Source organism: Chryseobacterium lathyri (assembly GCF_019970085.1).
In the GTDB taxonomy this organism is placed as follows: domain Bacteria; phylum Bacteroidota; class Bacteroidia; order Flavobacteriales; family Weeksellaceae; genus Chryseobacterium; species Chryseobacterium lathyri.
Genome location: NZ_JAHXYG010000007.1, coordinates 20907 through 34673, shown reverse-complemented (window position 1 = coordinate 34673; position 13767 = coordinate 20907). Strand labels below are relative to the sequence as shown.

The following is a 13767-nucleotide window of genomic DNA, read 5'->3' as shown; positions in this document are numbered from 1 at the left end:
AAAATTCAGATATAGATAAAGCATTATCTGTTACTTCTTTTCTTTTTTGAAAAATTCTGCAGTTTTGCGAAAAAGATTAGGATAAAACTCTAAAGTTCCAATTTTTAATTCCCTGGTTATTGGAAACAGAAATTTCATAAGCGGAACTGTAAATATGAGGGCGATAGCTGCGATAAGCATTCGATCATTTGCCATGTCTGTTTTATCCTTGGTGACGAAAAAAACAATTGCAGACATAAGTAAACCGATAAATAAGGTGATCAGGATTTTTTTCATAATGGATTATGGTATTCAAATTTAACTGTTTTCCGGGATATTTAAAATAAAAACTCAATTTTTATAATAAGGGGAGCAATAGTATTTGGCACCAACATAAAAAAGCACAACCGAAAAAGTTGTGCTTCTGTATATTTTATGTTGAGATTTTATAATCCGAACTGTCTAGCAAACAAATCAGGGAAAACTCCTAATATGATAATTGATGCAATTACAAATACCGCTACAATATTGTAAGTAAGGGTTACTTTTTCTGAAGATTTGAATGTTGTTTCTTTGAAGAAGAACATTGAAATAATCAGTCTTAAATAATAGGCAATAGATACTGCAGAACCTAATACAGCTACCAATACTAAGAAAACTCCGTGCGTTGAATTCATTGCCTGGGAGAATAAAGCAAATTTCCCCATGAAACCGGCTGTTAGCGGAACTCCTGCCATTGAAAGCATAGAGATCGCCGCAGCTGTGGCCAATAGAGGTTCAGACTTTGCCAATCCTTTGAAAGCTCCAAAAGAGGTTTCTCTTTTTAATTTTTCAACATAAATCAAACACATGAAAACTCCTACCGTTGATAAAGCATAAGCAAATAAATAGAACGCTAAATTATAAGTAGAAAGGCTCGTCATTCCAAAGAAAACCAATCCAATGTATCCTGCGTGGGAAACAGAGGAGTAAGCGAGCATTCTTTTGGCATTGGTCTGGGCAAGACCCATAACGTTGGCTAAAAGTAATGTGATGATCAGGAATACGCCAAACACATTGATCCATTCTTCAGTAACACCTCCAAATCCGATCGTCATTAATCTGAATAAAGCAAAGAATCCTGAGATCTTTACCACACTCGCCATAAATGCAGTGATGAGTGAAGGGGCTCCATAATATACATCAGGACTCCACATGTGGAAGGGTGCCAATGCTACTTTGAATGCCAGTGCGCAAAGAATAAGAAGAACTCCTAAAATGAACATAACGTCTTTAGGGTTTTTAACTCCGAAATCCTGGATCTTATATAAATCAAAACTTCCGGTACTTCCGTAAATAAATGCAATACCAAACAGTAAGAAACCTGTTGCAAATGCACCCATCAGGAAATACTTGATCGAAGCTTCATTAGATCTTAAATCAGTTTTGTTGGCACCGGCCATTACATACAACGGAATGGAAAGAATTTCTACTCCTAAGAAAAGAGTAACCATATTCTGGAATCCAAATAGGATAATTCCTCCGCATAATGCAAAAAGCATCAGTGCATATAATTCTGACTGGTGGCTTCTGTGGTTGCTGAATGCAAAACCTCCCAGGAAGAATAACAATAAGGTTGTTACAATAGATATTTTGGTGAATAACGCTGTATTTGCAGTATACTCATACATGTGTCTGTACTTTTCGAAGAAAGCACATTCAGGTAAGAAGCTTACATATAAAGCGACGATCAATCCTAAAATCCCAATGTATCTTGCGAATTTTCCCTGTTCAAAAACTCCTGAAAATAACGCAATAACTGCCGTTAGGAAAACAATAATTAAAACACTCATAATATAGATTTGAGATGTGAGATTTTAAGTTGAGAGTTTAAAGTTTAAGATTCAGAGTTTTAAGTTCAGTAGAATCATCTCACGTCCCTAATCTCCTTGTTTCCTTTCTTTTTACTCTTCTCTAATCTCTTAATTTTTTAATTTTTAAATCTTTTAATTTTTTAGCTGGCCATCGCTGTGTAGATAAACGTCAGCGAACTATTCACCATATCGATTATCGGTTGAGGGAAGATACCAAATACAATTACAAAAACCGCTATGCTAGCCAATACGGAAAACTCTACTGCAGATAAATCTTTTACAGTACTTAGAACAGCCTCATTTCCTTCACCAAACATTGCTTTTCCGTAGAATCTCAATAAATATACAGCAGCAAGAATTACCGTAAGACCTGCGATCACTGCAGCCAAACCGTTAAAATCATATACCGATTTCAACAGGATAAATTCTCCGATGAATCCGTTAGTCAATGGAACTCCCATTGAACCTAATATAATAATCAGGAACAAAACGGCAAATTTAGGGGCTACTTTCGCTAAACCTCCCATTTGTCTGATATCTCTTGATTTAAATCGTTTGTATAAAATATCACAGCAGTAGAATAATCCAACTACGTTGATACCGTGGGCAAAAGTCTGTACCAATGCTCCTTCAGCTCCTTCGATATTGAATGTTCCTCTTAAAGTGATCACTGCAGAAGAGAAGATCCCTGCTACCATTAATCCTACGTGAGAGAAAGAAGAATATGCAATGATTCTCTTCATATCGGTCTGGATGATGGCAATCAGTGCACCATGAACAATTCCTACAATAGCCAGGATAATTACAATCTGCCCTGAAATGCCGGCAATAGGAAGCGGGGTGATTGGAAGAAGGTAACGGATAACCCCGTACACCGCCATCTTCAGCATGATCCCTGATAAAAGCATGGATCCCTGAGTAGGAGAGTAGGTATACGTGTCCGGCTGCCATGTATGGAAAGGGAATACCGGTAATTTCACTGCAAATGCAAAGAAGATAAACCAGAATACCACCGTTTGCTGTGCTTCATTAAGCTGAGCATTATATAGATCTGTTAAAGCGAATGATGCAGAATGGTTGTACACATAGATCAATCCGGCTAACATAAATAATGACCCAACGAATGTATAGACGAAGAATTTCGTAGTGAATTCAAATCTTTTGTTTTCCTGGCCCCAAAGTCCGGCAATGAACCAGATCGGGATCAAAGTTACTTCCCAGAAAATATAGAATAATAGTCCGTCTAAAGAAGTGAACACTCCAACAAGACCGAACTGCATGAGTAGGATCAGACCGTAGAATGTATTTCTGTAGCTTACATTTTCGTTGAAAGAAGATAAAATAATGATGGGCGTCAAAATATTGGTCAACAATAAAAGAAGCAGACTCATTCCGTCAATTCCGAAATGAAGTGAGCTTTTAATAAACTGCGACCAAGGATAATTGATCTCGTGCTGCAATACACTGTCTACCGTTGGATTAAAATTAAAATCCGCTGTGATGTAGAAAGTAATAAGCATCTGGACTAATGCAATTCCCAACGCCAAATATTTGCTGGATTTATTTTTCCATGCAAAAACTAATCCCGAACCTACTAGAGGTAATAGTAATAATGTTAATAATAAACCAGACATTATTGTAATATAAAGTTAACAATCAGTATAATTCCCACTGCTAAAGACATGATAAGAATATAAGTCTCTACATTTCCGTTTTGGATACGCTTCATCGCTTTTCCGCTGTCTTCAGCGCCTTCGCCTACGAAGTCTACAAAACGGTCTAAGATCCCTTTATCAAACATCTTTCCTCCGCGTCCTAATCCTTCAACAGTTTTTACAATCAATGCATTGTAAAGTTCGTCTACATATAATTTCTTAGCAGAAAGCTTTTCCCATCCGGTATAGCTTTCTTCTGCCAGCGCCATCTTTTTCTTTTTTACGTAGGTATTTTTTACGATAAACCATACGGAGAAGAACATCAGCACTGTAGCTCCCAATAATATCATTTCGGTACCAAACGGAACTCCCGAAAGAGTCGCTTCCATCTGGTTATAACTTTGCTCAGTAAGAACAGGCTTCAGCCATTCCATTAATTTTGCATAATGACCGTGTCCTATGAAGTGAGGAAGGTTAATGAAACCTCCAAGTACTGAAAGGATAGCCAGAACGATCAACGGAAGGGTCATATTGGAAGGGCTTTCGTGTAAGTGATGCTTTTGATCTTCCGTACCTCTGAACTCTCCGTGGAATGTCAGGTAGTACAGTCTGAACATATAGGTTGCAGTCATTGCCGCTAAAGCAAATAAAATTACCCAGTAGACAGGGTTTTTAGCGAATGCTGCTACTAAAATTTCGTCTTTTGAGATCATCCCTGAAAGTAAAGGGAAACCTGAGATGGCTAATGTTCCGATAAGGAAAGTAGCGTGTGTAATAGGAATGTATTTTTTCAGACCTCCCATGAAACGCATATCCTGCTCGTTGCTCATCGCGTGGATCACAGAACCTGCTCCAAGGAATAATAAAGCCTTGAAGAATGCGTGTGTCATTACGTGGAACATCGCTGTAGTATAAGCTCCCAATCCTAAAGCAATGAACATAAATCCAAGCTGTGAAACGGTAGAGTAGGCCAATACTTTTTTGATGTCGTTCTGACGAAGTGCATAGAATCCAGCCAAAGCAGCTGTTAAGAATCCGATGAATAAAATTCCTCCCTGAACCGTAGGTGCCAAAGTAAATAAGAAGTTTGATCTTACTACTAAGTAGATACCCGCAGTTACCATCGTTGCTGCGTGGATTAACGCTGAAACAGGAGTTGGTCCGGCCATCGCATCCGGTAACCATGTATATAAAGGAACCTGAGCTGATTTACCGGTAGCCCCGATAAATAAACTGGCTGTAATAAAGATAATTACTGTTCCGTCTAATTCAAATTTTGAAGCGTTCTGTGCTACTGTAAGGTAATCTACAGCATTGGTCTGAGAAGCGATCATGAAAATACCGATCAATAAAGCAAGGTCACCAATTCTGTTCATGATGAAAGCTTTTCTTGCCGCTTTACCGTATTCTTCGTTGGTATACCAGAATCCGATCAACAGGTAAGAACAAAGACCTACACCTTCCCATCCGATGAACAGGATCAGGTAGTTGCTTCCCATTACCAAAAGTAACATAGAGAAGATGAAAAGATTCAGATAAGTAAAGAACTTATAGAAACCTTTGTCGTGGCTCATATATCCGATAGAATACAGGTGAATTAAAGATCCAATCCCTGTAATGATCATTACCATCATCAAAGAAAGCTGATCAATCTGGAATCCGAAATTGATCTGAACTCCGTTTACTGTAAACCATTCAAATGCTTTTACGATAACCGGCTGGCTTTCAGAATTCATATTCATGAAAAGACTTACCGCGATACAGAAAGATCCGAAAACCATTGCTGTAGCCAGAGAGCCTACGAATATTTTTGGAAGATTTTTCCCGAATAAACCGTTAATAAGAAACCCTAAAAGTGGTAAAAGTACTATTGCATACACTAAATTTTCCATTCCTTATCCTCTTAATTTATTAAATATACTTACATCCACAGAACGGGTATTTCTATACAGCATAGCAATAATTGCCAGACCTACCGCTACTTCAGCGGCGGCTACCACCATAATGAAGAAAACTAAAAGCTGTCCGTCTCCGTTTCCTTTATATGCTGAAAAAGCAGCCAATAAAAGGTTTACAGAATTCAGCATAAGCTCTACACAGCCCAAAATAACAATAGCGTTTTTTCTCAGCAATACTCCCAATACTCCCAGACAGAACAATACTGAAGAAAGAATGATGAAATAATTCAGAGGGACGCTTTGTATAAATGTATTTACTTCTCCCATAATTTTATAAATCTTTTTTACCGATTAATACCGCACCTACAATACCTGCCAAAATAAGGATGGATGCAAGCTCAAACGGCAAAACATATTCGTTAAACAAAAGCCTTCCCAGATTTTTCGTAAGACCCACACCTTTGTCTACATTTTCAACAACAATGTGGTTGTCCTGAACACCTCTGAATACGCCTAAAACCCCAATTAATAAAAGACCGGCTGTAAAAACTCCGACAAATTTTAAAGTATTGCCCTTCTTACTTTCGTCTTCTTTATTAAGATTAAGCATCATCAGGATATAAAGGAATAATACCATGATGGCTCCGGCATACACTATAATCTGGATGATGGCAAGGAATTGTGCATTCAGAAGGATATACATCCCTGCAATGGAAAACATCGTAACAATTAATGACAAAACAGCATAAAGAGGATTTCTTGCAAACACAAAGTAAACCGCACTTGCCACTGCTAAAAACGCCACCAAGAAAAATAAAATCTGATCCATTATTTTACCGCATTTTTTTGTTTCTCGGACTGTCTTGTCGTAATGTCAATCCTTTCATTTATTTTTTCAACCAACTTATCTTTTCCGTAGATGAAAGAACCTCTGTTAGTTTCCACATCTACCAATCTGTCTGTAAGATAGATAGCAGATTTCGGACAGGCTTCTTCACACATTCCGCAGAAAATACATCTCAGCATATTGATTTCATATACTGATGCATATTTTTCTTCTCTGTAAAGGTGTTTTTCTTCCTTCGTTCTTTCAGCAGAAGTCATCGTAATAGCTTCTGCAGGACAGGCTACAGCACAAAGTCCACAAGCTGTACATCTTTCTCTGCCTTCCTCGTCTCTTTTCAGAACGTGCTGACCTCTCCAGATGGTAGTTCTTGGCTTTTGTACCTCAGGATACGAATATACTGCGGGAGCTCCTTTTATCACGGTTCTTACAGCATGCTTGAATGTAATCCCCATCCCTGTAAAGATAGCAGGAAGGTAGATTTTTTCAGCAAGGGTCATTTCTTTATTGGAAACAACTTTTGATCTGTTTGTAAGTTTCATTTAATTATAGATGTTAGATGTTAGACGTTAGATGTTAAAAGATGGAAGCGGGAAGTTCTTACCCGGATCACCAAATTATCACATCATCACATCATCTCATTTTCAAATTATTCTAGTTTGCAAATGCTAAAATTACAGCTCCTGTAATCAGCAGGTTTACCAATGCCATTGGGATAAGCGTTTTCCATCCTAAGTGCATCAATTGGTCATATCTAAATCTTGGAAGCGTCCATCTGATCCACATGAAGATCAGAATTCCGATTACCGTTTTTGTTAAGAATGCTACGATACTCAAAATTCCTGCAGCGTTTTCACCCCAGTTCTGAGTTACCCATTCAATTCCCGGATAGTTGTATCCACCGAAGAAAAGAACGACCATGAAAGCATTGGAGATAAACATGTTTACGTATTCACCGAACATGTATAAACCTAACTTCATTGATGAGTATTCTGTAGAATATCCTGTTACAAGCTCAGATTCACATTCAGGTAAATCGAAAGGGTGTCTGTTGGTTTCTGCCAAAGCTGCCACAAAGAATACAAGGAAAGCGATTGGCTGATAGAAAATATTCCAGTTCAGTCCGGAAACCCAGGGAATAACTCCCCAAAGTTTTCCTGTCGTTTGGCTTTCAGTAATTTCTTTTAAGTCTAAACTTCCCGTCATCATAATGATAGAAAGTAAAGCTAATCCCATCGCCAATTCGTAAGAAATCATCTGTGAAGAAGCACGGATAGCTCCTAATAATGAATATTTGTTATTCGAAGCCCAACCTCCGATCATGATTCCGTATACACCGATTGAGGCCATTCCGATGATGAAAAGTACCCCAACGTCGATGTTGGCAACCTGTAAATCAAAAGAAGTACCTGCAATATTTAAACTTTTACCCCAAGGAATAACTGCTCCTGTGATTAGTGAAATAAACATAACCAATGCCGGTCCCAACACGAAAAGAAATTTTTCTGCATTGGCAGGGGTAAAGTCTTCTTTAAAGAAAAACTTTCCACCGTCAGCAAGAGGCTGCAGCAATCCGAAAGGTCCGGCTCTGTTGGGACCAATTCTATCCTGCATGATAGACGCTACTTTTCTTTCTGCCCAGGTAGAGTAGGCGGCTATCGTAAGAGACAGCAGGAAAAGTGCCAGTACAAGTATAAGTTTAAATGTTAGTAAATCCATTTTTTATTTAGATATTAAGATGTCAGATGCTGGATATCAGATTTAAAATCTATTGTCTGAAGTCTGGTGTCTGAAATCTGATGTCTTATTAATTATTTTTCGTCTTTTTCACTGATTTCTTTCGCCATAGGATTGTCTAATACTCTTAGCTCATCCTTTGGTTTTTCATAGTGGTTCAATGAAATTACTGAGTGTCTGTCGATATGTCTAGGACCTTCGATATTCCAGTCAGAAAGTTCTTTTCTTTCGAAACGACAAGTGTCGCAGATGAATTCTTCCACCTCTCCCCATTGGTCTTTTCTGGCAGTAACTCTTATGATTTCATCACCTTTCATCCAAACTACGGCTTTTCCTGAACATTTATCACATTTGCAGGTAGCATTCATTGGTTTTGTGAACCAGACTCTGCTTGCAAAACGGGAAGTCCTGTCTGTTAAGGCTCCAACCGGACAAACATCAATAATGTTTCCGATGAAGTCGTTATCCAAAGCTTTATTTAAATAAGTAGAAATTTCAGCGTGATCTCCTCTGAATAGAATTCCGTGTTCTCTTTCACCTGTTAACTGGTTGGCAGCCAATACACATCTTGCACAAAGAATACAACGGTTCATATTCAGCTTGATATTAGGACCAAGATCATCTGCTTCGTACGTATTTCTTTCAAATTCGGTTCTGGTTTCAAGGTTTCCATGCTCATATCCAAGATCTTGAAGGTGACATTCACCGGCCTGGTCGCAGATAGGGCAGTCCAGAGGGTGGTTCACCAATAGAAATTCGGTAACGGCTTTTCTACCTTCCTGAGCTTTTTCGGAAGAAAGATTCTTCACTTCCATACCATCCATCACGTTAGTTCTGCAACTCGCGACTAGTTTTGGCATAGGGCGCGGATCTGCTTCGGAACCTTTTGAAACTTCAACCAAGCAAGTTCTACATCTCCCTCCACTGGTTTCCAATTTGCTGTAATAGCACATTGCAGGAGGTACAGATTTTCCACCGATTTGTCTGGCTGCTTCCAAAATAGAAGTTCCAGGCAAAACTTCAGTAGTCTGTCCGTCTATAGTTATTTTGAATTTTTTAACCTCTTCGCTCATATTCTATGCTTTCGCTTATGCTTTTAAGGCGTTAAGCTATATTTTAATTATACTTCTTCGTGTTAAATGTATATCCGACTCCTGCAAGGACCTGTCCGAAAACAAAATCCTGACGGGCTTTATCCGGCTTGTTATTTAATGTAGTTTTAATATCCCACATATTGATATATCCTGCTTTTGCCTCTGCCCTGATCATCCAGTTTTTCCAGAAAACCATGTTAAGGCTGGTTCTAAGATCGGTTCCCATACCTGCAACGTGAAAACGGTCGCTTCTTTCATTTCCAAAAAGCTTGATGTTACTTTTAGGAAACATCACCCCGATTCCTGCTCCATAAGACCATACCAGATCTATATTTTTCTTATGAATAAGGTTCCTGTATTTCTCAAGACCCAAATTTTCATAATTAAGCCCGTCTGTATGCTCGAAAGTAAGAAACTGTGTATCAGCTAAATTAACCTGTCCGTTCTGTACCATTCCTGCATATTTAGGATCTGAAATTGTACCTGAAAAATCAACCGTCTGGTCCTGTTTCATTACATATTTCATATGATCTATCCCTAAAACAAGGGCTAAATTATCTTTGATAAAATATCCCAGTCTGAAATTGTACTGCGTTACGGTAAACCAGCTTGGATCGATATAAACGATTCCGAACTTGGTAGGTTTATCTCTTGCCTGTACGTTATTCAGCTGGAAATCATAACCGTTTCCTGTAAAATGGATATCGGAATTGCTAAAAGCTCCTCTGTTCCATCCGTAAAAAACAAACACCTGACCTTTCTTGCTCAAAGGATTGGGTTTCTGCTTTTTCTCTTTCTTTGGAGCTACCTCCAGTTTATATTCTTTGTCTAATGTATCTTGTTTTACCTGCCCGAAAGCAAACCCCGACATCATTAAGCCGACAACCAATAACTTCTTCATTTTTTAGCTATGCATTTTTTTCAACAGCCGGAATCGGATCAGCATAATTAGCCAATCCATAATTTTGTGTCTGAGACAGCTCAGGGTTTTTAATGTGCCATTCAAATTCATCTCTGAAATGGCGGATCGCTGCTGCAACCGGCCAAGCTGCTGCATCACCCAAAGGACAGATCGTGTTTCCTTCGATCTTTCTCTGTATATCCCAAAGAAGGTCAATGTCTTCCATTTTTCCTTCTCCTTTTTCAATTTTCTTTAAAATTTTGTACATCCATCCCGTTCCTTCACGGCAAGGGGTACATTGTCCGCAACTTTCGTGATTGTAGAATCTTGCCAAAGTCATGGTATGTTCTACGATACACTGATCTTCATCCAAAACGATGAAACCTCCTGAACCCATCATGGTTCCGGTAGCAAAACCACCATCTGCCAGTGATTCGTAGTTCATGTATCTAGGCTCTCCGTTTACGGTTCTCAACAATAAATTGGCAGGAACGATAGGAACGGAACTTCCTCCAGGAATACAGGCTTTCAGTCTTTTCCCGTCTTTGATACCACCGCAGTATTCATCAGAATAGATGAATTCTTCAACAGTGATCGTCATATCAATTTCATAAACTCCAGGTTTGTTGATATTTCCGCAAGCAGAAATTAATTTTGTACCTGTAGATCTTCCAACTCCTATTTTTGCGTATTCAGCTCCTGTAATATCAATAATCGGAACGATAGCTGCAATAGATTCCACGTTGTTTACCACCGTTGGTCTTTCCCAAAGTCCTTTTACAGCCGGGAATGGTGGTTTTAACCTTGGATTTCCTCTTTTACCTTCAAGGGATTCAAGCAATGCAGTTTCTTCACCACAGATGTAAGCTCCTCCTCCTCTCTGAACATAAATTTCACAGTCGAAACCGGTTCCTAAGATGTTTTTACCTAAAAATCCTGCTGCTTTGGCTTCTTCAATCGCTTCTTCTAAAATATCAGGAATCCATGAGTATTCTCCACGGATGTAGATATAAGAAACATTGGAACCTAAACAGTAAGAGGATATAAGCATTCCTTCGATCAGCAAATGAGGAAGAAACTCCATCAGATATCTGTCTTTGAAAGTTCCCGGCTCAGATTCATCAGCATTGACAACAAGGTGTCTTGGCACGCCTTCCGGTTTTGCCAGAAAGCTCCATTTCATTCCTGTTGGGAATCCGGCTCCACCACGTCCACGAAGTCCTGAAGCTTTTACTTCTTCAAGAATTTCGTCGGGGGTCATTTTCAAGGCTTTTTCTGCTGCGGTGTAACCTCCCTGTTTGCGGTAAGTTTCAAAGTAGCGAATACCTTCTATATGTGCATCTTTAAGTAAAAGTTTTTTACTCATCGTATATTTTAATTAATCTAAAGCAACCTGTCCCTGTCTGCAAAGATCAAGGATTTCGTCTACTTTTTCTATCGTTAAATTTTCATGAAAGAATTTTCCTAACTGCATCATTGGTGCATATCCGCAAGCTCCGAGGCATTCAGCAGGTTTTAGGGTAAACATACCGTCTTCAGTAGTTTCTCCGTCTTTAATGTTCAGCTTGGTTCTGATATGATCAAGGATCTTTTCGCTTCCGCAAACCATACAAGGCCCTGTCCTGCACACTTCCAAAACATATTTACCAACCGGCTTCATATTGAACATGGTATAAAAAGTAGCTACTTCATATACTTCAATTGGCTTAATACTTAATAATTCAGCAACATAATCCATCACAGGAACGTCTAACCATCCTCCGAATTCTTTCTGTGCTAAGTGAAGTACAGGAAGAAGAGCAGACTTTTGTCTTCCTTCAGGATATCTTGCGATAATTTTGTGTACCTGTTCTAAACTTTCCGGTTTAAAAGCTATTGTTTCGCTCATTTTTTATCTAAGATTAAAGAGTAAAGAACAAAGAAAAAAGATTCTGAAGTCCGTTATTCTAAATTCGTATTTATATTGGGTTGAAGAAAGTTTTTTATCTTTCTTCTTTTATCTTTTTGTCTAATGTATTATGCGTCTAATTCTCCCGCAATAATATTCATACTACACATCGTAACGATCGCATCTGAAATTACAGAACCAGTAATCATTTCGGGATATGCCTGATAGTAGATGAAGCATGGTCTCCTGAAGTGAAGTCTGTACGGGCTTCTTCCTCCGTCGCTCACTAAATAGAAACCTAATTCTCCGTTTCCACCTTCTACAGCATGATAAACTTCTCCTTTTGGCACATCGGTTTCTCCCATAACAATTTTGAAATGGTAAATCAAAGCTTCCATTTTCTGATAAACATCCGCCTTTTCAGGAAGATAGAAATCCGGAACATCCGCATGGAATGGTCCTTCAGGAAGATTGTCGTATGCCTGGTTGATAATTTTAAGTGATTCCCAGATTTCCTGCTGACGAACCATGAAACGGTCGTAAGTGTCACCTGCAGTTCCTACCGGAATGATGAAATCGAAATCTTCGTAAGAAGAATAGGGCTGTGCAACTCTTACATCATAATCTACGCCTGCTGCACGTAAGTTTGGACCTGTAAAACCGTAGCTTAATGCTCTTTCAGCAGAAATTGCTCCCGCTCCAATGGTTCTGTCCATGAAAATCCTGTTTCTTTCCAATAAAGTACAGAATTCTTTAAATCTTCCCGGGAATGTTTTCAGGAAGTCTTTTAATAACTCATGGAATTTTGGAGTGAAATCTCTTTCAAAACCTCCGATTCTTCCCATATTGGTCGTCATTCTTGCACCACAAATCTGCTCGTACATATCGTAAATACGCTCTCTTTCGATGAACATATAAGTAAGACCTGTGATGGCTCCTGCATCCATTCCGGTTACCCCGTTACAGATCAGGTGATCACCGATTCTGGCCAATTCCATTAAAATCACACGCATATAATCTACACGTTTTGGAACTTGTACACCGATCAGCTTTTCTACTGTCATGTGCCAGCCAAGGTTATTGATTGGTGCTGAACAGTAATTCATACGGTCGGTAAGGGTAGTGATCTGAGCATAGTTTCTTCTTTCAGAAATTTTTTCAAATGCTCTGTGGATATAGCCTACTGTTTGCTCCGCGTGAAGGATTCTTTCTCCGTCCATCGTTAAGATGTTCTGGAAGATCCCGTGGGTTGCAGGGTGGGTAGGTCCCAAATTGAGGGTATAAAGCTGCCCGTCAATCTGCTCCTTACTTTCGTATTGGTTAAGTATATTAGATAATGAGTTATCTTTCATAATATATAATTGATAATCGATAAGCGATAATTGATCATGAACCAACCATCATTAATCATTTATATTTTTTTATCTTCCGAACATGTTATCGTCCTTATCTGTTCTGGTTCCATCTTCAAGACGGTATTCCTTCAGCATAGGGTGGTATCCGAGATCTTCCATATTCAGGATAGGTCTCAGGTCAGGATGTCCTTTAAATTTAATTCCGTAGAAATCAAACGTTTCTCTTTCCATCCAGTTGGCTCCGGCAAATAAATCTACAAGAGAATCCACTTCGATATTTTCTCTGGACATAAAGATCTTCAGGCGTAATCTGACATTAGCCATCATATTGTGCAGGTGATACACGACACCGATTTCCTTGTCCGGAAATTCAGGGTAATGGATACCGCAGATATCGGTAAGAAAGTTAAATTCCAACGATGAATCTTTCAGATAATGAATAATCTTTTTGATATCATCTTTTTTTACTTCAATAGTTAACATTCCATAAGGCTCTGAACTAGAGATTACAGACTCCGGAAATTCTCTTGTGATTGCTTCTAATACAAATTCGTTCGTCATTT

Annotated in this window: 14 protein-coding genes; all 14 read right to left on the bottom strand. The window is 38.8% G+C overall.

The window, feature by feature from the left end; all coding sequences use genetic code 11:
• Positions 1-30: 30 nt before the first annotated feature.
• The 14 genes from LC418_RS20335 to LC418_RS20270 all read right to left on the bottom strand — a co-directional run bounded on the left by LC418_RS20335 (position 31) and on the right by LC418_RS20270 (position 13765).
• Positions 31-276 carry a hypothetical protein gene (locus tag LC418_RS20335; protein ID WP_223560455.1) on the bottom strand — a complete coding sequence of 82 codons (246 nt, stop codon included), beginning with the start codon at positions 274-276 and terminating at the stop codon, positions 31-33.
• A gap of 149 nt (positions 277-425) precedes the next feature.
• Complete coding sequence (locus LC418_RS20330; RefSeq protein WP_111960047.1) at positions 426-1811, bottom strand: NADH-quinone oxidoreductase subunit N; 1386 nt, start codon at positions 1809-1811, stop codon at positions 426-428.
• Between the two features lie 161 nt (positions 1812-1972).
• Complete coding sequence (locus LC418_RS20325; protein WP_111960049.1) at positions 1973-3466, bottom strand: complex I subunit 4 family protein; 1494 nt, start codon at positions 3464-3466, stop codon at positions 1973-1975.
• Positions 3466-5379 (bottom strand): NADH-quinone oxidoreductase subunit L, encoded by a 1914-nt coding sequence (gene nuoL, locus LC418_RS20320; protein ID WP_223560454.1) that lies wholly within the window; start codon positions 5377-5379, stop codon positions 3466-3468. The genes LC418_RS20325 and nuoL overlap by 1 nt, the downstream gene beginning before the upstream one ends.
• Positions 5380-5382: 3 nt before the next feature.
• Positions 5383-5712: an NADH-quinone oxidoreductase subunit NuoK gene (gene nuoK / locus LC418_RS20315; RefSeq protein WP_034703571.1), complete on the bottom strand. Its 330-nt coding sequence runs from the start codon at positions 5710-5712 to the stop codon at positions 5383-5385.
• Positions 5713-5716: 4 nt separating this feature from the next.
• The gene (locus LC418_RS20310; RefSeq protein ID WP_111960051.1) at positions 5717-6214 is read right to left on the bottom strand and encodes an NADH-quinone oxidoreductase subunit J family protein; all 498 of its coding nucleotides are present in this window, start codon (positions 6212-6214) and stop codon (positions 5717-5719) included.
• Entirely contained in the window at positions 6214-6771 is a 558-nt protein-coding gene (locus tag LC418_RS20305; protein WP_111960053.1) for a NuoI/complex I 23 kDa subunit family protein, read from the bottom strand. Before LC418_RS20305 ends, LC418_RS20310 begins: the two co-directional genes overlap by 1 nt.
• Before the next feature lie 112 nt (positions 6772-6883).
• Entirely contained in the window at positions 6884-7948 is a 1065-nt protein-coding gene (gene nuoH / locus LC418_RS20300; RefSeq protein ID WP_111960055.1) for an NADH-quinone oxidoreductase subunit NuoH, read from the bottom strand.
• 92 nt (positions 7949-8040) lie between these two features.
• Positions 8041-9039, bottom strand: coding sequence for an NADH-quinone oxidoreductase subunit G (locus LC418_RS20295; RefSeq protein WP_111960057.1), 999 nt, complete (start codon positions 9037-9039; stop codon positions 8041-8043).
• A 43-nt stretch (positions 9040-9082) separates the two neighbouring features.
• Positions 9083-9961 (bottom strand): hypothetical protein, encoded by an 879-nt coding sequence (locus LC418_RS20290; RefSeq protein WP_111960059.1) that lies wholly within the window; start codon positions 9959-9961, stop codon positions 9083-9085.
• Positions 9962-9968: 7 nt separating this feature from the next.
• Positions 9969-11327, bottom strand: a complete 1359-nt coding sequence (nuoF, locus tag LC418_RS20285; protein ID WP_111960061.1) for an NADH-quinone oxidoreductase subunit NuoF — start codon at positions 11325-11327, stop codon at positions 9969-9971.
• Positions 11328-11339: 12 nt separating this feature from the next.
• The gene (locus tag LC418_RS20280; protein WP_040996940.1) at positions 11340-11849 is read right to left on the bottom strand and encodes an NADH-quinone oxidoreductase subunit NuoE family protein; all 510 of its coding nucleotides are present in this window, start codon (positions 11847-11849) and stop codon (positions 11340-11342) included.
• Between the two features lie 128 nt (positions 11850-11977).
• Entirely contained in the window at positions 11978-13201 is a 1224-nt protein-coding gene (locus LC418_RS20275; protein ID WP_111960063.1) for an NADH-quinone oxidoreductase subunit D, read from the bottom strand.
• A gap of 69 nt (positions 13202-13270) precedes the next feature.
• Positions 13271-13765 carry an NADH-quinone oxidoreductase subunit C gene (locus tag LC418_RS20270; RefSeq protein WP_116012818.1) on the bottom strand — a complete coding sequence of 165 codons (495 nt, stop codon included), beginning with the start codon at positions 13763-13765 and terminating at the stop codon, positions 13271-13273.
• Between the last annotated feature and the right edge of the window lie 2 nt (positions 13766-13767).